The sequence below is a fragment of the Salegentibacter sp. Hel_I_6 genome (genome assembly GCF_000745315.1).
Lineage (GTDB): Bacteria > Bacteroidota > Bacteroidia > Flavobacteriales > Flavobacteriaceae > Salegentibacter.
The window spans coordinates 3,981,510-4,003,307 of sequence record NZ_JQNQ01000001.1; the positions used below are offsets into that span (position 1 = coordinate 3,981,510).

At 35.3% G+C, this 21,798-nt stretch carries 22 protein-coding genes; 13 read left to right on the plus strand and 9 right to left on the minus strand.

Going from position 1 to position 21,798, the window contains the following annotated elements:
• Positions 1-7 precede the first annotated feature (7 nt).
• Both FG27_RS17525 and FG27_RS17530 read left to right on the plus strand, forming a co-directional pair.
• Positions 8-1,297 carry a glycosyltransferase family 4 protein gene (locus tag FG27_RS17525; RefSeq protein ID WP_037321412.1) on the plus strand — a complete coding sequence of 430 codons (1,290 nt, stop codon included), beginning with the start codon at positions 8-10 and terminating at the stop codon, positions 1,295-1,297.
• A 1-nt stretch (position 1,298) separates the two neighbouring features.
• Positions 1,299-2,762, plus strand: coding sequence for a polysaccharide biosynthesis C-terminal domain-containing protein (locus FG27_RS17530; RefSeq protein ID WP_037321414.1), 1,464 nt, complete (start codon positions 1,299-1,301; stop codon positions 2,760-2,762).
• Between the two features lie 80 nt (positions 2,763-2,842).
• Here FG27_RS17530 and FG27_RS17535 read toward each other — a convergent pair whose 3' ends face one another.
• Together FG27_RS17535 and uvrA are read right to left on the minus strand one after the other, a co-directional pair.
• Positions 2,843-4,015 carry a hypothetical protein gene (locus tag FG27_RS17535; protein ID WP_037321416.1) on the minus strand — a complete coding sequence of 391 codons (1,173 nt, stop codon included), beginning with the start codon at positions 4,013-4,015 and terminating at the stop codon, positions 2,843-2,845.
• Between the two features lie 195 nt (positions 4,016-4,210).
• Positions 4,211-6,997: an excinuclease ABC subunit UvrA gene (gene uvrA, locus FG27_RS17540; protein ID WP_037321418.1), complete on the minus strand. Its 2,787-nt coding sequence runs from the start codon at positions 6,995-6,997 to the stop codon at positions 4,211-4,213.
• 236 nt (positions 6,998-7,233) lie between these two features.
• Between uvrA and FG27_RS17545 the strand changes: the two genes are divergently transcribed.
• Both FG27_RS17545 and FG27_RS19305 read left to right on the plus strand, forming a co-directional pair.
• Positions 7,234-7,818: an RNA polymerase sigma factor gene (locus FG27_RS17545; RefSeq protein WP_037321420.1), complete on the plus strand. Its 585-nt coding sequence runs from the start codon at positions 7,234-7,236 to the stop codon at positions 7,816-7,818.
• A 58-nt stretch (positions 7,819-7,876) separates the two neighbouring features.
• On the plus strand, positions 7,877-8,029 hold the full coding sequence (locus tag FG27_RS19305) for a hypothetical protein (RefSeq protein WP_197051697.1): 153 nt from the start codon (positions 7,877-7,879) through the stop codon (positions 8,027-8,029).
• A 55-nt stretch (positions 8,030-8,084) separates the two neighbouring features.
• On the opposite strand, the gene nth is transcribed toward FG27_RS19305, so the two are convergent.
• Positions 8,085-8,741, minus strand: a complete 657-nt coding sequence (gene nth / locus FG27_RS17550) for an endonuclease III (RefSeq protein ID WP_037321422.1) — start codon at positions 8,739-8,741, stop codon at positions 8,085-8,087.
• Between the two features lie 92 nt (positions 8,742-8,833).
• Here nth and bcp point away from each other — a divergent pair, with 92 nt between their 5' ends.
• Entirely contained in the window at positions 8,834-9,289 is a 456-nt protein-coding gene (gene bcp / locus FG27_RS17555) for a thioredoxin-dependent thiol peroxidase (protein ID WP_037321424.1), read from the plus strand.
• Between the two features lie 61 nt (positions 9,290-9,350).
• Here the strand turns inward: bcp and FG27_RS17560 are convergent, their stop codons facing one another.
• The 6 genes from FG27_RS17560 to FG27_RS17580 form a co-directional block, all read right to left on the minus strand.
• Positions 9,351-9,725 carry a DUF4258 domain-containing protein gene (locus tag FG27_RS17560; RefSeq protein WP_037321426.1) on the minus strand — a complete coding sequence of 125 codons (375 nt, stop codon included), beginning with the start codon at positions 9,723-9,725 and terminating at the stop codon, positions 9,351-9,353.
• A gap of 38 nt (positions 9,726-9,763) precedes the next feature.
• A complete protein-coding gene (locus tag FG27_RS17565; RefSeq protein ID WP_037321428.1) occupies positions 9,764-10,963 on the minus strand; it encodes an alanine dehydrogenase in 1,200 nt (399 codons plus the stop codon).
• A gap of 60 nt (positions 10,964-11,023) precedes the next feature.
• Positions 11,024-11,329 carry a hypothetical protein gene (locus FG27_RS19470; RefSeq protein WP_231563357.1) on the minus strand — a complete coding sequence of 102 codons (306 nt, stop codon included), beginning with the start codon at positions 11,327-11,329 and terminating at the stop codon, positions 11,024-11,026.
• A gap of 232 nt (positions 11,330-11,561) precedes the next feature.
• Positions 11,562-11,711, minus strand: coding sequence for a hypothetical protein (locus tag FG27_RS19310; protein WP_197051721.1), 150 nt, complete (start codon positions 11,709-11,711; stop codon positions 11,562-11,564).
• Between the two features lie 280 nt (positions 11,712-11,991).
• Complete coding sequence (gene tsaE / locus FG27_RS17575; RefSeq protein ID WP_037321431.1) at positions 11,992-12,396, minus strand: tRNA (adenosine(37)-N6)-threonylcarbamoyltransferase complex ATPase subunit type 1 TsaE; 405 nt, start codon at positions 12,394-12,396, stop codon at positions 11,992-11,994.
• 83 nt (positions 12,397-12,479) lie between these two features.
• Positions 12,480-14,030 carry a PglZ domain-containing protein gene (locus FG27_RS17580; protein WP_037321433.1) on the minus strand — a complete coding sequence of 517 codons (1,551 nt, stop codon included), beginning with the start codon at positions 14,028-14,030 and terminating at the stop codon, positions 12,480-12,482.
• A 190-nt stretch (positions 14,031-14,220) separates the two neighbouring features.
• Here FG27_RS17580 and FG27_RS17585 point away from each other — a divergent pair, with 190 nt between their 5' ends.
• The 8 genes from FG27_RS17585 (at position 14,221) to sucD (ending at position 21,738) form a co-directional block, all read left to right on the plus strand.
• The gene (locus tag FG27_RS17585; protein WP_037321435.1) at positions 14,221-15,450 is read left to right on the plus strand and encodes an HD domain-containing protein; all 1,230 of its coding nucleotides are present in this window, start codon (positions 14,221-14,223) and stop codon (positions 15,448-15,450) included.
• A gap of 24 nt (positions 15,451-15,474) precedes the next feature.
• Positions 15,475-16,503 carry a UDP-3-O-(3-hydroxymyristoyl)glucosamine N-acyltransferase gene (lpxD, locus tag FG27_RS17590; protein WP_037321439.1) on the plus strand — a complete coding sequence of 343 codons (1,029 nt, stop codon included), beginning with the start codon at positions 15,475-15,477 and terminating at the stop codon, positions 16,501-16,503.
• Complete coding sequence (locus FG27_RS17595; protein ID WP_037321441.1) at positions 16,493-17,893, plus strand: bifunctional UDP-3-O-[3-hydroxymyristoyl] N-acetylglucosamine deacetylase/3-hydroxyacyl-ACP dehydratase; 1,401 nt, start codon at positions 16,493-16,495, stop codon at positions 17,891-17,893. Before lpxD ends, FG27_RS17595 begins: the two co-directional genes overlap by 11 nt.
• A 5-nt stretch (positions 17,894-17,898) precedes the next feature.
• Positions 17,899-18,684: an acyl-ACP--UDP-N-acetylglucosamine O-acyltransferase gene (gene lpxA / locus FG27_RS17600; protein ID WP_037321444.1), complete on the plus strand. Its 786-nt coding sequence runs from the start codon at positions 17,899-17,901 to the stop codon at positions 18,682-18,684.
• Positions 18,685-18,696: 12 nt separating this feature from the next.
• Complete coding sequence (gene efp, locus FG27_RS17605; protein ID WP_037321446.1) at positions 18,697-19,263, plus strand: elongation factor P; 567 nt, start codon at positions 18,697-18,699, stop codon at positions 19,261-19,263.
• A gap of 125 nt (positions 19,264-19,388) precedes the next feature.
• On the plus strand, positions 19,389-20,318 hold the full coding sequence (locus FG27_RS17610; protein ID WP_037321448.1) for a UDP-3-O-(3-hydroxymyristoyl)glucosamine N-acyltransferase: 930 nt from the start codon (positions 19,389-19,391) through the stop codon (positions 20,316-20,318).
• An 8-nt stretch (positions 20,319-20,326) separates the two neighbouring features.
• Positions 20,327-20,722 (plus strand): nuclear transport factor 2 family protein, encoded by a 396-nt coding sequence (locus FG27_RS17615; protein ID WP_037321450.1) that lies wholly within the window; start codon positions 20,327-20,329, stop codon positions 20,720-20,722.
• A 140-nt stretch (positions 20,723-20,862) separates the two neighbouring features.
• Positions 20,863-21,738 carry a succinate--CoA ligase subunit alpha gene (sucD, locus tag FG27_RS17620; protein ID WP_037321452.1) on the plus strand — a complete coding sequence of 292 codons (876 nt, stop codon included), beginning with the start codon at positions 20,863-20,865 and terminating at the stop codon, positions 21,736-21,738.
• The last annotated feature ends 60 nt before the right edge of the window (positions 21,739-21,798 follow it).

The window sequence follows — 21,798 nt, forward strand, 5'->3', positions numbered from 1 at the left end:
TGCTTAAATGGAGAAGGTACTCATCATAACTTATTATTGGCCACCGGCCGGAGGTCCGGGCGTGCAACGCTGGCTTAAGTTTGTAAAGTATTTGCGAGATTTTGGAATTGAACCCATAGTTTTTATTCCTGAAAATCCCAATTATCCTATGTTGGATAATTCCCTGGAAAGTGAAATTCCTGAGGGAATTATTATTCTTAAGAAGCCTATTTTTGAACCCTATCAGTTAGCTGGTTTTTTTGCAAAAAACCAAACTAAAACCATTAGCAAAGGAATTATTGCCGCAGAGAAAAATCAGTCCTTTTTACAGAAAAGCCTACTTTTTATTCGTGGCAATTTATTTATTCCTGATGCGAGGAGATTCTGGATAAATCCATCGGTGAAATTCCTAAAAACCTATTTGGAAGAAGAAGGTATTAAAAAAATAATTACTACCGGTCCACCGCATAGCTTGCATCTAATTGGTTTAAAGCTTAAAAAGGAACTCGACTTAAAGTGGATAGCCGATTTTCGGGATCCCTGGACACAAATTGGGTATCATAAAAAATTGAAGCTTACCAAAAGCAGTGAACAAAAGCATAAAGACCTGGAACGGGAGGTGTTAAATTCAGCCGATCAAATTATCACTACCAGTTTTGCAACCAAAGCGGAATTTGCAGTAAAGACTAATAAGCCAATAAGTGTAATTACCAACGGGTTTGATGCTGAAGAAAATGAAGCAAAAACCAACGAATTAGATAATAAGTTCAGTATTTCTCATATCGGTTCCTTGCTTTCAGAAAGAAATCCCGAACATCTCTGGAAAGCCATAGCAGAACTTACAAAAGAAAATATAAGCTTTGCAGAAGATCTAGAGTTAAAATTAGCCGGTACGGTAAGTGAAGAAGTAATTAATTCAATTAAATTGGCTGGATTAGGGGAGAAGCTTCAGTTATTAGGATATGTAAGTCATAAGGAAGCAATTACTCTTCAGCAGGAAAGCAGGTTATTGTTATTAATTGAAATTAACAGCGAAGAAACCCGAGGAATTATTCCGGGGAAATTGTTCGAATATTTAAGGGCTAAAAGACCCATTTTAGCCATTGGTCCGAAAAAATGGGATGTTCAGAAAATCTTAGAAGAAACCGGTGCAGGTGAATATTTTCAATATTCAGAGAAAGACAAACTTAAAAGCCTAATTTTATCTCATTATGAGAAATATAAAAATGGAGATGCTAATATTGTAAAGGGGGATATCCAGCAATACCACAGAAAAAACCTAACGCGAAAACTGGCGAGTTTGATAAAGAACGTATAAAATGGGCGTAATTATAAAGCAATCTTTTACAAACCTAATTACTACCTATTTTGGTTTTGCGATTGGCGCAATTAACACCCTCTTTTTATTTACCTATTTTCTAGAACAAGAGTATTATGGCCTGGTTACTTTTCTACTATCGGCAGCAAGTTTACTTTGGCCCTTTATGGCTTTTGGCGCGCATAGTACACTCACAAAATTTTTTACTTTTTATAAAACTAAAGAAGAAAAAGACAGGCTTTTAAATTTAATCCTGTTTTTACCTATAGTAGTTTCCGCAGTTCTAGGATTGATTACAGTGTTGGGTTATTCTTTTCTAATCGATTATTTTACACAGGGCAATGGACTGGTTAGACCTTATATCTGGTTAATCTTTCTAATCGCTTTCGCCACTTCTTATTTCGAGATCTTTTTTGCCTGGTCTAAGCTATATTATAAAAGTGTCTTCGGAAATTTTATGAAAGAGGTTTTTCATAGGTTCTGCATCAGTTTATTGCTTTTGGCAGTCTATTTTAACTGGATTACGGTTCATCAGTTCATCTATTGCATTGCCGGAGTCTTTACATTACGACTCATTGCGATGATGATCTATGCGTTTTCGCTGTATTTTCCTAAACTAGACTTTAAATTTCCGCAGAATTTATCTCCTGTCTTAAAATTTACTTCACTAATTCTTATAGCTGCTTCTGTGGCTACGGCTTTGTTGGATTTGGATAAAGTGATGATAGAATATTTTATGCCCATAGAAAACGTGGCTATCTACGGAATTGCGATTTATATCGCTACAGTGATTTCGGTGCCGCAAAAGGCAATGCACCAAATTACAAACCCAATGACGGCTGAATTTCTTAATACTAAGAATAACAAAAGTCTCGAAGATCTTTATAAAAAGAGTTCCTTAAATTTATTGATTGTAAGCTTACTGATTTTTATTTTGATAATTACGAACGTAAAACAACTTTACGAACTAATTCCCGATGAATATGAACTAAGTATTCTAGTGGTTTTATTAATCTCCCTGGTGAAGCTTTATGATAATCTTCTTGGAAATAATAACAGTATTCTTTTTAATTCGGACTATTACCGAATCGTCCTATTTATTGGCGTTCTACTTGTGTTAATCGCGTTTGTTTTAAACCTAATTTTCATTCCTAGCTTTGGGATAGAAGGAGCAGCTATCGCTAGTTTTGTAGCTTTTTTTATCTATAATTCGGTTAAGATATGGTTGGTGCATAAAAAGTTCAATTTTCTTCCTTTTACATCCAAAACCTGGTTAGTATTATTGGTTGGAAGTATGCTATCTTTTTGCTTTTATTTCTGGGATTTCGACTTCCATCCAATATTGAACATCGCAATCAAATCTATTTTGATAGGAATAAGCTATGTGGGCTTAGCGTATTTCCTGAATTTCTCTACTGAAGTAAATAATATAATTAATAAAGCTCTAAGGATCAAAACCTCCTAAAAACGGGAAACCCCCGAAGCTTTTGAGGCTTCAAGGGGTTTCCAACTAACCAACCAAAAAATTAAATTATGAATTCTTTATTATCTGTTATCCACATTTCGTGCCGAACTTCTTCCTCTTGAAGAAGAATTTGATGTTCTTCCCGAAGATCTTGTATTAGTGCTACTTTTTACAGCTCTTGTGTTATTACTTCTACTGCTGCTTCTACTGGTTGCCTGAGTTTTTCTTTGAGTAGGTGCAGTTCTAGCATTACTGCTTTGTCTTGCTGGAGAACTCTTTACATTTCTACTCGAAGACCTACTGCTTACCGCTTCACTTCTCGTATTTCTGCCTGTTCTGGCTTCACTCCTGGAACGTGTATTTTTGGTTTTTACAACATCATTAGTGTTTATACTTCTAGATGATCTTACTGCGTTTCCGCGGGAGTTAGTACTACTATTTCTTTCAGAACCCACAGTTCTGCTTCTATTTGCAGTAGCTTTAGATCTTTCAGAATTCATATTACTTCTCACATTATTTGAGTTTGTAGCTACTCGTCCTTCATCATTTCTAATCTCTTTTAAGTCACGTTTTCCGGAAGTTCTTCTTCCATTATTATAGGAAACTGCTGTTTGATTTGGCCTGTAAAAATTTCGATTTATATTTTGATTATAACTGGTATTGTAATAATTAACATGTTGAACATACGTAACCCGGTTTGGCTGGTAATAAGCTCTGTAAGGCTGGCCAAACACTATACTTACCGCACTTCTGGGTCTTGCATAATAATCATGCCAGGGCCTGTAAACGTACCTGTGATTATAATTATTTATGAATCCGGTATAACTGGTAATTCGGTTAAAACGGTTATAATGAATATGTAAACCTCCAACTCTTGCAATACGACCGCGACGGTTATAATCTATAAATACATCACCGGCACGAATAATCCTTCCGTAGTAATCATAAAAAACCGGAACACTTTCAATTTGAATTACCGCTCCATAATCGTCATACTGAACATATGCATCATAATTACGACCAGAATTGAAACTGATATTTGAATTTGGGGTAGAGATATTTACAACATTCGTGCTTCTAAATTCAGGGTTGTAATAGAAATCAAACTCCCCGTTAGGATAAATGGCAAACTCAACACCATTTTCAACAAATATAAAAGCATTATTGTAGGCATTGCGAGGAAAAGCTTCTGAAGCTTCTGTAGCCGATATGCCAATAAATAAAAAGCTGATTAAAAAGGCGATATTTTTCATGGTTTGCGATTTAGTGGTTATTGATGTAATTCTCTATGAAAATCATTACTTAAAATACAAACCGCGTGCCAAAAAAAGAAAACCTCTAAAAAAGCTTATTTTTAGAGGTTTTATGTTGAAAAACGAATAGTTCAGTAGAAAATATTCAATAGAAATGAAATTTTGCGTGTATTTTTTCAGAAATAATAATAATAACTATAATTTTTCCTTGAGATACTTTGCGGTAAAAGATTTTTTTGATTTAATAATTTCTTCGGGAGTACCGTTTGCAACAATATTTCCGCCGTTTACTCCGCCACCAGGCCCAATATCAATAATATGATCGGCACACTTCACCAGATCCATGTTATGTTCTATCACCACCACGCTATGTCCTTTTTCAATAAGTGCATTAAAAGACTTCAATAGCTTTTTAATATCGTGAAAGTGAAGTCCCGTGGTAGGTTCATCAAAAATGAACAATGCTTTTTCTTTGGTAGCACCTTTTACTAAAAATGAAGCCAGTTTTATTCTTTGTGCTTCACCACCAGAAAGAGTGGAGGAACTTTGCCCCAATTGGACATAACCAAGACCAACGTCTTGCAAAGGTTTTAGTTTTCTAACAATTTTGTCAAGTTTGTTTTCAGCAAAAAAGTTAGTGGCGTCATCGATAGTCATATTCAGTACATCGTCAATATTTTTTCCTTCAAACTGAACTTCCAGCACATCTTTTTGAAAACGTTTCCCGTTACAGGCTTCACATTCTAAATGAACATCGGCCATAAACTGCATTTCTATGGTAACTTCTCCTTCACCTTTACAAACTTCACAACGGCCTCCTTCTACATTAAACGAAAAATGTTTAGGTTTAAAACCTCGAATATTCGATAATTTTTGATCAGAAAAAAGGTTTCGAATATCATCGTAAGCCTTGATATAGGTTACAGGGTTGGAGCGGGAAGATCTACCAATTGGATTTTGGTCTATATATTCTACGCTACCCAGGTTTTTAAAATCGCCTTCAATATCGGTGTACTGGCCAGCTTTTTCTCCGTAGCCTCCAATTTTCTTCTGAACTGCGGGATAAAGAATTTTCTTTACCAGTGTACTTTTTCCACTTCCTGAAACTCCGGTTATCGCGGTAAAGGTTTTTAGCGGGATCGTTACATCAATATTTTGAAGATTATTTTCTCTTGCTCCCAAAATCCTGATTTCTCCTGAAGCTTTTCTGCGCTCTTTAGGTACAGGTATTTCCTCTTTTCCATTAAGATATTGAGCGGTGAGCGAATTTGATTTTAAAATTTGTTTTAGTGTTCCTGTGGCTACAACCTCACCACCGTGAGTTCCTGCTTCAGGGCCAATATCAATAATTTCATCGGCAGCGTTCATAATATCCTCATCGTGTTCAACCACAATTACGGTGTTACCAAGATCACGCAGGTTTTGAAGTACCCCAATTAAACGTTCTGTATCGCGTGGATGTAAGCCAATAGAAGGTTCATCTAAAATATACATAGAACCCACTAAACTACTTCCCAGGGAAGTTGCCAGGTTAATTCGTTGCGATTCACCGCCCGAAAGAGTGTTTGACTTTCTGTTTAAAGTGAGATAATCTAAACCAACTTCAGATAAAAACTTAAGTCGGTTGTTGATTTCTGTAAGCAGTCTTTTCGCTATTTGTTGGTCGTATTCATTTAATTTTAGGGTATCAAAAAACTCCCGAACTTTATCTAAAGGTTTTTCAACTAAATCGGTGATGCTATGGCCATCTATTTTTACATAATCGGCTTCCGGCCTTAAGCGTTTTCCTTTACAGGTGGTACAACGCGTTTTTCCGCGGTAGCGGGACAGCATCACTCTATTCTGAATTTTATAAGCTTTGCTTTCTAAAAACTGGAAGAAATCGTTTAAACCTTCAAAATGTTTATTTCCATTCCAAACCAAATCTTTTTGTTCCTGTGTAAGCTGAAACCATGGTTTATGAATTGGAAAATCGAATTTATGCGAATTATTTACTAATTGATCGCGGTACCAACTCATACTATCGCCGCGCCATGGGAAAATGGCATTTTCATAAATAGAAAGTCCAGTATTAGGAATCACAAGATCTTCATCAATCCCTATAACATCACCGTAGCCTTCGCATTTAGGGCAGGCACCATAAGGATTATTAAAGCTAAAAAGGTGCACATTTGGCTCCAAGAAACTAATCCCATCTAACTCAAATTTATTGCTGAAATGTCTCTTTTTTCCAGATTTTAAGTTTTCAATATACAGTTCACCTTTGCCTTCAAAAAATGCGGCATCGGTAGCATCAGCCAATCTATTATAAAAATCTTCTTCATCTTTGGTGATAATTCGGTCTACCACCAATAAAGTATCTTCAGCTTTAATTTTTTCAAGATCAGCCTCGTCTATTCTAAGAACTTTGTCTTTTACTTTAATCCGGCTGTATCCTTGCTGTGCCAGGACTTTTATTTTTTCTGAAAGCGTCCGGCCTTCCTCAATATAAATTGGTGCTAGTAATAATAATTTTGCACGTTCTTCAAAAGATTTTACGTGATCTATTACATCGGCCACGCGATCTCGCTTTACCTGGTTCCCTGAAACAGGGGAGTAGGTTTTACCTATTCTAGCAAAAAGTAGTTTTAGATAATCGTAAATCTCCGTAGAAGTTCCTACGGTAGAACGCGGATTTGTAGAATTTACTTTTTGTTCTATGGCAATGGCGGGAGCAATACCTTTTATATAGTCAACCTTGGGCTTATTTAAGCGGCCTAAGAATTGACGGGCATAGGAGGAAAGACTTTCAACATAGCGCCGTTGGCCTTCTGCATAAAGTGTATCAAAAGCTAAACTGGATTTTCCGGAGCCAGAAAGTCCCGTAATTACCACCAATTTATTCCTCGGGATAACTACATTTATATTCTTAAGATTGTGCAGTTTTGCACCTTTTATAATTATGTTCTCCTTAGGGTTTACCTTGGCAACGTCAATATTCATGCTCATTTTTATAGTTCAGGGATGCAAAGATACTTAATAAGCGGCAGGGTAAAAAGCCATAAAATTCTTATTGTATTGTTAAAAAATTAAACTTTTGTTTGCTTTTGTCGAATTTATCTTGCTATATTTGGCCATTAATATCTTTTAAAATACACCTGCCTATCGCATAAAGTTACTTTTAGAACTAAATAACCTAATCTCGGGAGCCCCTACCGTCCTGAACAAAAGTAACTAATATGAATAACGTTGAAATCACTGACGCTGTTCTTGTGCGTGAATATATGCACGGAAACGAAGGCGCACTAAGCAAGCTTATTAACAGGCACCAGCACCGAATTTACAGTTTTATTTTCTCAAAAGTTTTTGATCGTGATGTCGCCGAAGATATTTTTCAGGACACCTTTATTAAAGTCATCAATACTTTAAAGAAAGGAAAATATAATGAAGAAGGTAAATTTCTCCCCTGGGTGATGCGCATTGCTCATAACTTGGTGATTGATCATTTTAGAAGAAATAAACGTATGCCAAAATTTGATAATAGTGGCGACTTTAATATTTTTTCGGTTTTGAGTGATTCAGATTTAAATGTGGAAACTCAAATCATCAAAGATCAAATAGAAAATGATGTAAAGGAACTTATAAAAGAGTTACCAGAAGATCAATTAGAAGTTCTTACCATGAGAATTTACAAGGATATGAGCTTCAAGGAAATTTCTGAACGTACGGGGGTTAGTATAAATACTGCTTTAGGCCGAATGCGTTATGCTTTAATAAATCTTCGGAAAATTATCGAAAAGCATAATCTCGTTTTAACAAACTGATTTATAATATTTCTCAAAAGATTGCGTTAGAATAAGAAACCAACGCAAAAATTATCTAATGAGGAAACTTTACACTAAGAAACTATCTAAAAAAGATCAGTTCAGGAATTTAGAACCTAAAAAAGAGACTGTACAGTTTCTTTTAAATTATTCTAAAGCATTAAGGATGGTAGATTGCCAGGGAATAAAATTTGGCACTATTCTTAATTAAAATGCAGAAAAAAGACCTGTTGGTTAGCCAACAGGTCTTTTTTGTTTTTAATGCGTTATTTCTTCTTTTTATAATAGTCAGCAATAACTGTTTTCCTGCCTATCTCTGTGGTAATAATATCTTTTTCAAGATCCCAGCCTCTCGCAGGGGAATATTGCCTCCCGTACCAAATAATTTGTAAATGTAATTTGTTCCAAAGATCTTTTGGAAATAATCGTTTCGCATCTTTTTCTGTTTGAGTAACGTTTTTACCATTACTTAAATTCCAGCGAAACATCAAGCGGTGAATATGCGTATCTACCGGAAAGGCAGGAACATTAAATGCCTGCGCCATTACCACACTTGCGGTTTTGTGACCTACTGCCGGTAAAGCTTCCAGGGCTTCAAAACTTTGTGGAACCTGCCCATTATGTTTTTCAAGAATAATTTCAGATAGCCCATGAATTCCTTTAGATTTCATAGGGGATAGGCCAACCGGTTTAATTATTTCCCTGATTTCTTCTACTGAAAGCTTCACCATATCCATTGGGTTATCGGCTATTTCAAAGAGTTTTGGAGTAATCTGGTTTACTTTTACATCGGTACTTTGGGCTGAAAGTAAAACTGCAATTAATAAAGTATAAGGATCTTTGTGATCTAGCGGAATTGGAATTTCGGGATAAATATCGTTTAAGGTATCAATTACGAACTGAACCTTTTCTTGTTTGGTCATATTGCTTAAATTTACTAGATAAATGAGATTTAAAACTAATTATAATACTCTTGAGGTCAACTCAGGATTAAATCGATACAAAAATAAGAATTATGACAACATTAGAAGCGGGGGATAAGGCCCCTGAATTTTCAGTAAAAGATCAGGATGGAAATACAGTTAAATTATCAGATTTTAAAGGCAAAAAACTGGTTCTGTTTTTTTATCCAAAAGCGAGTACACCGGGTTGCACGGCTGAAGCCTGTAACCTAAGAGATAACTGGGAGCGTTTTCAGGAAAAAGGTTATGCAATATTAGGCGTAAGCGCCGATACTCAAAAAAAGCAATCCAACTTTAAAAATAAATACGAATTTCCTTTTCCGCTATTGGCTGATGAAGATAAGGAAGTGATCCAGGCTTACGGCGTTTGGGGGCCTAAGAAATTTATGGGAAAAGAATATGATGGAATTCACAGAACCACTTTCGTTATTGATGAAGAAGGGAAAATTGAAGAAGTGATCAAGAAAGTGAAAACTAAAGAACATACCGATCAAATTCTTTCTGAGTAGATAGAGTCTATAAAAAAGAGTTTGTCTATTAGGTGTAACCTTTAGGCAAACTCTTTTTAATTTAATCTTTTAAAATTGCTTTCTGAATAGTCGCTGTGCTATCGCAATTTTCTATTTGAAGCTCAAGGATTGCTGAATTTACTTCGTTGGTAACCAGGTAAATATTACAAGGTTTTGCATCGGTATTGCTTCGGCTAAAATCTACATCACCATCTTCAAGGCTTTGAGAAACTAAAGCCGTGTCTAATTTATTATTCTCAAAAAAGCTAAAAGCTTCCGCAGAAAATTTGCGCTCTTTTATTTTGATGTTCTTTAAAACACGGGCATCGGGTGAGTAATCGCAAGAAGTCTTTTTTCCACTTAAAAAGAAAAGTAAAAGCACTATCCCGAAGAATAAGCCTACCGAAAAATATCCAATTCTATGAATTAATTTCATTTAAAAAAATTTGGGAAGCAATACTGATAAAAATCGATCTAGAAAATAAGTAAATTAATATCCCTATAAGAAAGATCAAACCAGTCGGCTATAGATTTATTGGTTAAAATTCCGTGGTAAAAATACAAACCATTTCGCAATCCTTTATCAAAACGCAGGGTGTTTTCCAGGCCACCTTCTTCAGCAATGTGCAAAAGGTAAGGTGTGAAAATGTTACTTATTGAAAGTGAGGACGTTCTTGCATAGCGCGATGGAATATTTGGCACACAATAATGTAATACACTGTGTTTAGTGAAAATAGGTTTATCGTGCGTGGTGATCTCGCTGGTTTCTATACAGCCACCCATATCTATGCTCACATCTATAATTACGGCGCCACGTTTCATACTGCTCACCATATCATCGGTAATAAGCACCGGCGAACGGTTTTTACCGCGTACGGCTCCAATTAAAACATCACAACGTTTTATTGCTTTACTCAGGTTTTTAGGCTGAATGGTAGAGGTGTAGAAGGTTTGATTTAAATTAGATTGAATATTTCTAAGCCTGGTAAGAGAACTATCGAAAACCTTGATACTTGCTCCAAGTCCTAAAGCAGATCTGGCGGCAAATTCGCCAACGGTTCCAGCACCAAGAATCACAACTTCAACCGGGGGAACACCGCTAATATTACCAAACATTAAACCATTTCCATTAATGTTATTGCTCATGATTTCAGAAGCAATTAAAACGGAAGCCGTCCCGGCAATTTCGCTTAATGCTCGAACAATGGGATAACTCCCGTCATCGTCCCTAATAAATTCGAAACCAAGAGCGGTAATTCTTTTTGTAGCTAACTTTTGAAAATATTCTTTACACTGCGTTTTTAGCTGAAGCGCAGAAATTAAAATTGTTTGTGGATTTATTAGATCCAGTTCTTCTATAGAAGGTGGTTCGATTTTAAGAATAGTAGGGCAGGAGAAGACTTTCTTAGTGTCTTTAGTAATTTCAGCGCCCGCATTGGAATAATCTTTATCACTAAATCTTGCCCATTTTCCGGCTCCAGATTCTATCATTACCCTGTGGCCGTGAGCGGTTATCGCTGCAACTGCATCGGGACTTAAACATATACGTTTTTCCTGGTAAGAGGTTTCTTTAGGAACTCCAATGAAAAATTGTCCCTTATTTTTGTAGATTTCCAGGGTTTCTTCCTGCGGAATTAATTGCTCTTTGGTAAAAGGCGAAACCTGTTTGGCCATAATTAATTGCTAAAAACTTTAAAGAAGGAAAATTACAACTATTTTTGAAAATAGCGATTATTAAAGTCGGGTATAGTATTCCTCTTCTGCCGGTTCCCAGTATTTTTCTTCCTCTTGCTGGAAAGATTTTACTTCCCGACGCTCAGTTTCAGAAATTGGTGAAAATACAGAAACATCGGTTTCATCTATCTCACTAAGGTCTATACCATAAACACGGTCAAAGATTTTTATCCGGATAAGATAAACCAAAGATAAAATTATGATAAAAAAAGGTGCTAAATATACTAATCCATCTGTATCCATAATAAAAGAACTATCGCCATATACATCGTCATAAAAGGTTACTATAATCTGGTAAAAATACATGGCAATTGGAATTAATATTGCGTGGTACCACCAATGTTTGCATGTGAAAAACCATATAAATAACAAAAAAAGAGGGGTTAGTTTCCCAAGATAAGTCCAAGCTGCGGTCATTACATCTTCATAATATTTGCTTTCATAGGTAAAAAAAGAATTTTCCCAAACTCGACCGTTTGGGAAAATTTCATATGAATAAAATAAATATGGTGAAAATGAAATACTGATCGCAATAATACTACCCAGCAGAAGGAATTTTGATGAGTCTTTTGTCGACAGCTTGTTCTTTAATTTCGTCATTATTAATTGAATCGTTATCTGAAGTTGAAGTTACAAAAAAAGATGCTCCAAAAATTGCTACTGAAAAAAGTACTGCTTTAAGTTTCATAATATTATAGTTTAGATTGTTATTTCGTTTTGTTTACTGAAGCAAACCTATAAAATTATAAAACACTAAAAATTAATACATTAATCGTACTTTTGCGCCCTTTTTTAAGCAAAAATATGGCTATTTTTTATGAAAAAATACTTTACACTGATAAAAGTTTAATGTCGAAAAATATCATTAAAATGCATATTTCTAATTTTAACTTTATTAATCTATACTAAAACCTAATTGATTGCTAACACTACTATTATTTTCAAAAGAGGATACTCTTAACAATCCATTAACACAACTTTAACATTCTTATATTTTTGTCTTCGATAATAATCTCAACTTTTTGAAAGTTTTCCTCCAGGAATTCCTGTATTTTTTGTGGCCATTCAATAAAAATCCAACCTTTAGAATTAAAATATTCTTCAATACCTATATCCAGAGCTTCATTGGGGTCTTCAAGTCTATAAAAATCAAAATGATAAATTGGTTCCCGGGGAGTGTGATATTCATTAACTAATGAAAATGTTGGGCTTGATACTTTATCCTTACTTCCTAAAGCTTCTACTAAAGCTTTTATAAGTGTAGTTTTACCAGCACCCATCTCGCCATAAAATAATAGAACATTACTTTTAGCGTGTTTAATAATATACTGTACAGCCTCGTCAATTTGGGCTAAATTGTAGGTAACAGGCATTGGTAATATAGATTTTAGGCATAGCAAAGATAGGGAATAAATTAATATCCCCTATATTTTGCTAGAAATCAGGGATTAATCCCCTATTTTGGATTCATTACTACAAAAGGAATAATCATTTCTTCCAGGGAAACACCACCGTGCTGATAAGTGTTACGGTAGTAGCTTACATAATGATTAAAATTATTAGGATAAGCAAAAAAGAGATCGCCTTTCGCAAATATAAAGGAGCTACTCATATTTATACTGGGAAGGTGAATACTTTTAGGATCGGTCGCCGCTAAAACATCTTTATCTTCATACGTAAGGCTTTTTCCGGTTTTATATCTAAGATTTAAACTGGTGTTTTTATCACCAATTACTTTAGAAGGATTTTTAGCATTAATAGTACCGTGATCTGTAGTTAGGATCAATTTAAACCCAAGTTGTCTCGCCTGCTGAATAATATCAAGTAAAGGCGAGTTCTTAAACCAACTATGAGTAAGTGATCTATATGACTTATCGTTAGAAGCAAGCTCTTTAATTACTTCCATCTCTGTTTTGGAGTGGGAAAGCATATCTACAAAATTGTAAACGACTACCGTAAGGTCATTGTCCTTTTGTTTTTTAAAGTTCTCGGCTAATTTCTTTCCTGCTTTTAAACTGGTGATTTTATGATATTCGTGCTTATAAGTTTTTCCAAGTCTCTTCAGCTGTTCATTTAAAAACTCGGCTTCATGATTGTTTTTTCCGCCTTCATCAGTATCGTTTTTCCAATACTGCGGAAATCTTTTTTCCATATCGGCGGGCATTAAACCCGAAAACATTGCATTACGAGCATATTGCGTGGCGGTGGGTAAAATACTGTAATAAGGTTCCTCTTTTTCCTTTTTGTAATAATTTGATATCACTGGTTCCAGGGCCTTCCACTGGTCGTATCTTAAATTATCTACAACAACAAGTAAAGTAGGTTGTTCGTTGCTAATTTCCGGAATTACTTTCTCCTTAAAAATAGTGTGCGACATTATTGGTGCATCTCCACCTTTTTCAAACCACTCCGGATAATTTTTATCAATAAACTTGCAAAATTGCGTATTTGCTTCGTTCTTTTGAGATTCCAGAATTTCAAACATCCCACTATCTTCAAGACCTTCAAGTTGAAGTTCCCAGTAAATTAATTTCTGGTAAAGCTCTGCCCATTCTTCAAAAGAATTAACCTGGCTTAGTTCCATCGCAATTTTTCTAAATTCCTGCTGATAGCTGGAAGTAGTTTTTTCAGAAACCAAACGGGAATGATCCAGGTTCTTTTTAATACTCAACAGAATTTGATTTGGATTAACCGGTTTAATAAGATAATCGGCTATTTTACTACCAATAGCTTCCTCCATAATATATTCTTCCTCACTTTTTGTAATCATTACAATAGGAAGGTTTTCCCTTTTCTCTTTAATCTCTGCAAGCGTTTCCAGGCCGGTAAGTCCCGGCATATTTTCGTCCAGGAATACAATATCAAAACTCTCTTCTTCTATTTGTTCTAAAGCTTCAGTCCCGCTTTGGCTGGTTACAACTTCATAATCTTTAGATTCCAGAAACAAAATATGAGGTTTCAGTAAATCTATTTCATCATCTACCCAAAGTATTTTTATCTTATTCATCCTTCAATATTTTTACTCATAATTATGAGATTTGATTCTTTAATTATTGTTTCGACTTTACCAGTCGTTTTCTAAAATTATTTACTCCTCACTTATGTGAGATAGTTTGTTTTTTATAACTTAATTATTGCTTTTTGTACTTCCCAAAGCTATATATGTATATTTGTTATAAATTAATACGTTATATAGCTTGGCTTCAACTAACAAACTTAAAATACTAAACGACCCAATTTACGGATTTATTACCATCCCCAGTGAGCGAATCTTTAGTATTATTGAGCATCCTTACTTTCAACGTCTTCGTAGAATTTCCCAAATGGGAATGTCTTATATGGTATATCCCGGGGCTCATCACACCAGGTTTCATCACGCCATTGGTTGTGTTCATTTAATGCAGAAAGCAGTGCAAATACTTCGGCATAAAGGGGTTGTGATTTCTGAAGCCGAAGAAGAAGCCTTGCAAATTGCAATTTTATTACATGATATAGGCCATGGGCCGTTCTCGCACGCGATGGAACACAGCATAGTAGAAGGCGTTGATCACGAAAGTATTTCATTGCTTTTTATGGAAGAAATGAACCGTGACTTTAACCAAAGTTTAACGCTGGCCCTTCAGATTTTCCGTGGAACCTATAATCGAAGATTTTTAAATCAGTTAATCACCAGCCAGCTGGATATGGATCGTCTCGATTATTTAAAAAGGGATAGTTTTTATACCGGTGCTGCTGAAGGAAATATAAATAGCGAACGTTTAATTACCATGCTAAACGTGGTAAATGACGATTTGGTAATTGAAGAAAAAGGAATTTATTCTGTAGAAAAATTTTTAGTCGCCAGGAGGTTAATGTATTGGCAGGTATATCTTCACAAAACCAGTTTGGTAGCTGAGCAGCTTTTAATTAGGGTCTTAAAACGCGCTAAAGAGCTTATTGAAAAAGGGGAAACATTAAATGCCAGTAAACCACTTTTATATTTTCTTCAGCATAAAATAGGACCTGAAAATTTTACTTCAGAAACCTTAGCGATTTTTGCACGTTTAGACGATTATGATATTATTTCAGCAATGAAAGAGTGGCAGGATCACGATGATTTTGTTTTGAGTAATTTGTGTAGTATGATAATTAACCGGGATCTTTTAAAAGTGAAAATTAAACGGAAAAAACCATCAGCTGAAAAACTTGAAAAACACCGATTAGCGCTTCAGAAGAAGGAAAATATTACTGCTAAGGAAGCCGATTATTTTGTTTTTAGTGGTGAAGTGACCAACACCGCTTATAAAAGTGAAAATAATAATATAAATATTTTACATAAAAACGGAAAGATTAGTGATGTTGCTAAAGCATCAGACCAATTAAATTTAAAAGCGCTTTCAAAAACGGTGGTTAAGTATTATATGTGCTACCCGAAGACCAAACATTAACGCTTTTTTTTTACTTTTGCCAGAATGAAATTTACAGCAGCACAAATAGCAGAGATTCTCGACGGAGAGATTGAGGGCAATCCCGAGGTCGAAGTATCTGAATTAGCTAAAATAGAGGAAGGCGGGGAAGGTTCCCTTACTTTTCTAAGTAACCCGAAATACATTTCTTATATATATACTACCCAGGCTTCAATAACCATTGTAAATAATGATTTTAAAGCTGAAGAACCTATAACTACTACTTTAATAAAAGTTAAGGATGCTTATAAGGCATTTTCTAAATTACTTGAGTATTATAATCAAATAAAGCTAAATAAAAAGGGAATTGAACAGCCCAGTTTTGTTTCAGATTCAGCTGAATTTGGAGAAAACCTCTATTTAGGAGCCTTTGCTTACATTGGTGAAAATGTAAAAATTGGAGATAATGTAAAGATTTATCCTAATGCTTATATAGGTGACAATGTAAAAATAGCCAACGACGTTATAATTTTTCCTGGAGTAAAAGTCTATTCAGAAACAATTATTGGAAATAACTGCGTTTTACATAGTGGAGCAATAATTGGTGCCGATGGATTCGGTTTTAGCCCCGGTGATGATGGAAAATATTCTAAAGTTCCACAAATTGGAAATGTGATTATTGAAGATAATGTAGACATTGGAGCAGGCACAACTATAGATAGAGCTACTTTAGGATCTACGATAATAAGAGAAGGAGTGAAACTGGATAATCAAATTCAGATCGCCCATAATGTTGAAATAGGCTCTAATACAGCCATAGCAGCGCAAACCGGAATCGCGGGTTCTACCAAAATAGGCAAGAACTGTCTTATTGGAGGTCAGGCCGGGATTGCAGGGCATTTACAAATAGGAGATCGGGTTAAAATACAGGCACAATCTGGAATAGGCCGAAATGTGAAAGATGATGAAATGTTGCAGGGTTCACCTGCATTTGGTTATGGAGATTTCGCCAAATCTTATGTTCATTTTAAAAACTTACCTAAATCTATAGATACACTTAACCAATTAGAAAAAAAGATTAACAATGGCTTATAAACAGGCGAAACAACATACCATAGATCAGGAGATTTCCCTTGAAGGAGTTGGGCTGCATACCGGTCAAAAAGTTAAAATGACTTTTAAACCTGCTTCAGAAAATACCGGTTATGTTTTCAAAAGAATAGACCTTGAAGGAGCACCCGAGATTGAAGCAGATGTAAGTTACGTGGTAAATACACAACGCGGAACCAATCTTGAAAAAAATGGCGTGAAAATTCAAACTTCAGAACACGTTCTTGCAGCCTGTGTTGGTTTGGATATAGATAATATTATTATTGAATTAAATGCTTCTGAACCTCCAATAATGGATGGTTCATCAAAATTCTTTGTAGAAGCTCTAGAAAAAGCAGGAGTCGTTGCCCAGGAAGCTGAGCGTGAAGAATTTATTGTAGATGAAGTAATTACCTATCATGACGATGAAAGCGGAAGTGAAATTATCGTTATGCCGGCCGATGAGTACCAGGTCACTACCATGGTAGATTTCGGTACCAAGGTTTTGGGCACGCAAAATGCTTCAATTTCTCATTTATCACAGTTTAAAGATGAAATATCCAATGCGAGAACTTTCAGCTTTTTACACGAATTAGAAGCTTTATTAGATCACGGATTGATAAAGGGAGGCGACTTAAACAATGCTATTGTTTATGTAGATAAAGAAATAAACGAGGATACCTTACAAAAACTTCGGGCAGCCTTTAAAAGAGATAATATTGCCGTTAAGCAAAACGGAATCCTGGATAATCTTACTTTACATTACCCTAATGAAGCAGCAAGACATAAACTTCTTGATGTTATGGGAGATCTTGCTTTAGTAGGAACACGAATTCGAGGAAAAGTGATTGCCAATAAACCGGGACATCATGTAAATACCCAGTTTGCCAAAAAATTGGCCAAAATAATTAAAGCTGAAAAAAGGAATAATGTACCCAAGATAGATTTTGATCAAAAGCCTTTGATGGATGTGACTGATATTATGGATATTTTACCACATCGCTCACCGTTTTTATTGGTAGACAAAATTTATAGTTGTACAGATACATGCGTGATTGGTTTAAAGAACGTAACCATGAACGAGCCTTTTTTTGTTGGTCATTTCCCGGGAAAACCGGTAATGCCAGGAGTGCTTCAGGTAGAAGCTATGGCGCAAACTGGTGGAATCCTTGCTTTAAAATCTGTTCCAGATCCAGAAAATTATCTTACTTATTTTATGAAAATAGATAATGTAAGATTTAAACAACAGGTAGTACCTGGAGATACTTTAATATTCAAATTAGAATTACTGGCGCCTATTCGCAGAGGTATTTGCCAAATGCAGGGTTATGCCTATGTAAATGGTAAATTAGCTACCGAAGCGGTACTTATGGCGCAAATTGTAAAATCAAAATAAAAAATATGAACCAGCCTTTAGCTTACGTACATCCGGGAGCCAAAATTGCTAAAAATGTAGTGATAGAACCTTTTACTACCATACATAATAACGTAGTAATAGGCGAGGGAACCTGGATAGGATCTAACGTAACTATTATGGAAGGTGCCCGTATTGGAAAGAACTGCAGTATTTTTCCGGGAGCCGTTATTTCTGCTATTCCGCAGGATAAAAAGTTTGATGACGAAGATACCATAACGGTTATTGGTGATAATACCACGGTTAGAGAATGTGTGACCATAAATCGCGGAACCACAGATAGAATGAAAACCGTGATTGGTAAAAATTGTTGGATTATGGCTTATTGCCATATTGCACACGATTGTACTGTTGGAGATAATTGTATTTTTTCTAATAACAGTACTCTTGCAGGACATATTAACGTTGGAGATTACGTGGTTTTGGCAGGAATGGCTGCTATTCAGCAATATTGCAGTATTGGTAGACATGCTTTTGTAACCGGGGGCTCTCTGGTTAGAAAAGATGTTCCACCTTTTGTTAAAGCAGGTAGGGAGCCACTTTCTTATGTAGGTATTAATTCTATTGGTTTACGCCGAAGAGGTTTTACAACCGAAAAAATTCGGGAAATACAGGATATTTATAGAATTTTATATCAGAAAAATTATAACAATTCCCAGGCTGTTGCAATTATTGAAGCTGAAATGCAGGCAACCGCCGAAAGAGACGAAATTTTAGAATTTATTAAAAACTCGCAACGAGGTATCATGAAAGGATACTTTAGTTCAAATTAAAATTGATTTAAAATGGCAAGTACAAGTGATATTAGAAACGGGTTATGTATTCGTTACAACCACGATATTTATAAAATAACAGAATTTTTACACGTAAAACCTGGTAAAGGTCCTGCTTTTGTAAGAACTAAACTTAAAAGTGTAACTACGGGGAAAGTAATTGAGAATACTTTTTCTGCCGGTCATAAGATTGAAGATGTACGTGTAGAAACGCATAAATTCCAGTATCTATATAATGATGGTGAATTCTATCATTTTATGAATGTTGAAGATTATACACAAATTCGTTTGGTTGAAAGTGTATTAGATCAGCCGAAACTATTAAAAGAAGGCGAAGTTGTAACTGTAATTATCAATACTGAAGATAATGCGCCACTTTCTGTAGAAATGCCTGCAAGTGTTGTTTTAGAAATAACACATACCGAACCCGGAGTAAAAGGAAATACGGCTACAAACGCTACAAAACCCGCAACTGTAGAAACAGGTGCCGAAGTTAATGTTCCTCTTTTTATAAACGAAGGAGACAAAGTTAGAATTGAAACTGAAAAAGGGACTTACAAGGAAAGAATTAAAGAATAGTTTATATTTTTTTCGAAAAAGCTTTTTTCGTCAATCTGAACTTGTTTCAGCTTCTAATATGTTTTGATAATAAACACGTTAGATCCTGAAAAAAATTCAGGATGACTAATTTTTTAAATTAGCATATGAAATTTCCACAGGAACATACACTTCAGCAAATCGCTACAATTATTGATTGCCAATATATTGGCGATGCCAATTTCCCGATTTTGGGAATGAATGAAATTCACGTGGTGACACCAGGCGATATTGTTTTTGTAGATCATCCAAAATACTATGATAAAGCCTTAAACTCTGCTGCAACTGTAATTCTAATTAACAAAAGAGTTGATTGCCCGGAAGGAAAAGCTTTGCTTATATCTGAAGATCCTTTTTCAGATTTTAATAAACTTACTCAATATTTTAAGCCTTTTAAAAAAGCTGAAAAATCTATTTCAGATTCGGCCCAAATAGGGGAGGGCACAATTATTCAGCCTAATACTTTTATTGGACATAATGTGAAGATTGGAAGTAATTGCCTTATTCATGCTAATGTTAGTATTTATGATAATGCGGTGATTGGAAATAACGTGATTATTCATTCGGGAACTGTTTTAGGTGGTGATGCTTTCTATTATAAGAATCGTACAGAAGGCTTTGATAAACTGCGATCTGGTGGTCGCGTGGTTATTGAAGATAATGTTGAGATTGGCGCAAATTGCACCATAGATAAAGGGGTTACCGGAGATACTACTATAAAAGAAGGCACTAAACTGGATAATTTAATTCAGGTGGGTCATGATACGATAATTGGAAAAAAATGTTTAATCGCAAGTCAGGTAGGAATCGCAGGAGCTGTGATTATTGAAGATGAAGTAACCGTTTGGGGGCAGGTTGGAATGCGTAGTGGAATAACCGTAGAAAAGGGCGGTGTCCTTATGGGAAAAGCCGGAATTACAAAATCGACCAAAGCCAATAAAATTTATACCGGAAATCCAGCTATGGAAGCCAGAGCTAAATTAAAAGAATTGGCACTCTTAAGGCAATTACCTAAATTGCTGGAAAAATTAAAATAAAATATACTATGGGCGTAAAAAGTAAAGAGATTGTTGAGAATTTTTATACTTCCTTATTTAATGGTGATAAAGGAGTTTTAGACAATTATTTGCATCCCAATGTTAATCTTACCTGGTATGGCACCACCGGACTCAAGAAACTGGATTTTGAAGAGATTCTGGTTATTAGAAACGATATGGCTAAAAATTTTGAGTCTTTAAAAGCTGAAGTTGAAAAAGTTGTAGAAGAAGCTAACCAAATCGCTATTCAGTTTACTTATTACGTAAAAACTATAGAGAATCCAGATGAAGAAATGCCTCTTGCGCATTTTATGGCTATTTGGGAACTTAAAGACAATAAGCTTTTTAAAGGTGTTCAAATCTCACAACTTGGTGAGGAGATAGATGAAAGTCCCTGGTCTTAATTTTTTAGCTTTCTTAAATAATATGGTTTTAGGCTAAAATTTTAGTTCAATTTTAAGACTAAAACCCCAATAAAGATTGAAAAAACTTTAGGTTTTATATTTAAAAACCTACTTTTGTAATCGCAAAAATCAAAAAATTTATGAGCGTTTTAGTCAATAAAAATTCAAAAATAATAGTTCAGGGATTTACCGGTAGCGAAGGTACTTTTCACGCTGAACAAATGATAGAATACGGAACCAACGTTGTTGGAGGTGTAACTCCAGGTAAAGGAGGTCAAAAACACCTTAACAAACCGGTTTTTAATACAGTATCTGATGCTGTTGAAAAAACTGGTGCAGATGTTTCTATAATTTTTGTACCACCAGCCTTTGCTGCTGATGCAATTATGGAAGCTGCAGATGCCGGGATTAAAGTAATTATCACAATTACTGAAGGTATTCCTGTTGCCGATATGGTAAAAGCATACGATTATATTCAGGATAGAGATTGCCGTTTGGTAGGACCTAACTGCCCTGGGGTAATCACTCCTGGAGAAGCAAAAGTTGGTATCATGCCAGGCTTTGTTTTCAAAAAAGGAAAAGTAGGAATTGTATCTAAATCGGGTACTTTAACTTATGAAGCTGCAGACCAGGTTGTAAAGCAAGGTCTTGGAATTACTACCGCTATTGGTATTGGTGGAGATCCAATTATTGGAACTACAACAAAAGAAGCTGTAGAATTACTGATGAATGATGATGAAACCGAATGTATCGTAATGATCGGTGAAATTGGAGGCCAATTAGAAGCAGATGCAGCTAAGTGGATTAAAGAAAATGGAAATAGAAAACCGGTTGTAGGTTTTATCGCGGGAGAAACTGCACCAGCAGGTCGTACAATGGGTCACGCAGGAGCAATTGTTGGCGGTAGCGAAGATACAGCTCAGGCTAAGAAAGCTATTCTTAAAGAAAATGGAATTCACGTTGTAGATTCTCCAGCAGAAATTGGAAAAAAAGTAGCCGAGGTTATGAAAGGCTAAATGTGAAAATCTAAATAAAAATGTAACGTTTTAAGTTCGCTGATGTCTAACATTAGCGAA

Coding starts and splice junctions, on each gene's coding strand:
- efp (WP_037321446.1), top strand. CDS start 18,697: ATGGCAAGTACAAGTGATATTAGAAACGGGTTATGTATTCGTTACAAC.
- FG27_RS19310 (WP_197051721.1), bottom strand. CDS start 11,711: ATGAAACTTAAAGCAGTACTTTTTTCAGTAGCAATTTTTGGAGCATCT.
- bcp (WP_037321424.1), top strand. CDS start 8,834: ATGACAACATTAGAAGCGGGGGATAAGGCCCCTGAATTTTCAGTAAAA.
- FG27_RS17525 (WP_037321412.1), top strand. CDS start 8: ATGGAGAAGGTACTCATCATAACTTATTATTGGCCACCGGCCGGAGGT.
- FG27_RS17565 (WP_037321428.1), bottom strand. CDS start 10,963: ATGGCCAAACAGGTTTCGCCTTTTACCAAAGAGCAATTAATTCCGCAG.
- FG27_RS17545 (WP_037321420.1), top strand. CDS start 7,234: ATGAATAACGTTGAAATCACTGACGCTGTTCTTGTGCGTGAATATATG.
- FG27_RS19305 (WP_197051697.1), top strand. CDS start 7,877: ATGAGGAAACTTTACACTAAGAAACTATCTAAAAAAGATCAGTTCAGG.
- FG27_RS17530 (WP_037321414.1), top strand. CDS start 1,299: ATGGGCGTAATTATAAAGCAATCTTTTACAAACCTAATTACTACCTAT.
- nth (WP_037321422.1), bottom strand. CDS start 8,741: ATGACCAAACAAGAAAAGGTTCAGTTCGTAATTGATACCTTAAACGAT.
- FG27_RS17615 (WP_037321450.1), top strand. CDS start 20,327: ATGGGCGTAAAAAGTAAAGAGATTGTTGAGAATTTTTATACTTCCTTA.
- sucD (WP_037321452.1), top strand. CDS start 20,863: ATGAGCGTTTTAGTCAATAAAAATTCAAAAATAATAGTTCAGGGATTT.
- FG27_RS17560 (WP_037321426.1), bottom strand. CDS start 9,725: ATGAAATTAATTCATAGAATTGGATATTTTTCGGTAGGCTTATTCTTC.
- FG27_RS19470 (WP_231563357.1), bottom strand. CDS start 11,329: ATGTATTTTTACCAGATTATAGTAACCTTTTATGACGATGTATATGGC.
- FG27_RS17610 (WP_037321448.1), top strand. CDS start 19,389: ATGAAATTTCCACAGGAACATACACTTCAGCAAATCGCTACAATTATT.
- lpxD (WP_037321439.1), top strand. CDS start 15,475: ATGAAATTTACAGCAGCACAAATAGCAGAGATTCTCGACGGAGAGATT.
- uvrA (WP_037321418.1), bottom strand. CDS start 6,997: ATGAATATTGACGTTGCCAAGGTAAACCCTAAGGAGAACATAATTATA.
- FG27_RS17535 (WP_037321416.1), bottom strand. CDS start 4,015: ATGAAAAATATCGCCTTTTTAATCAGCTTTTTATTTATTGGCATATCG.
- lpxA (WP_037321444.1), top strand. CDS start 17,899: ATGAACCAGCCTTTAGCTTACGTACATCCGGGAGCCAAAATTGCTAAA.
- tsaE (WP_037321431.1), bottom strand. CDS start 12,396: ATGCCTGTTACCTACAATTTAGCCCAAATTGACGAGGCTGTACAGTAT.
- FG27_RS17595 (WP_037321441.1), top strand. CDS start 16,493: ATGGCTTATAAACAGGCGAAACAACATACCATAGATCAGGAGATTTCC.
- FG27_RS17580 (WP_037321433.1), bottom strand. CDS start 14,030: ATGAATAAGATAAAAATACTTTGGGTAGATGATGAAATAGATTTACTG.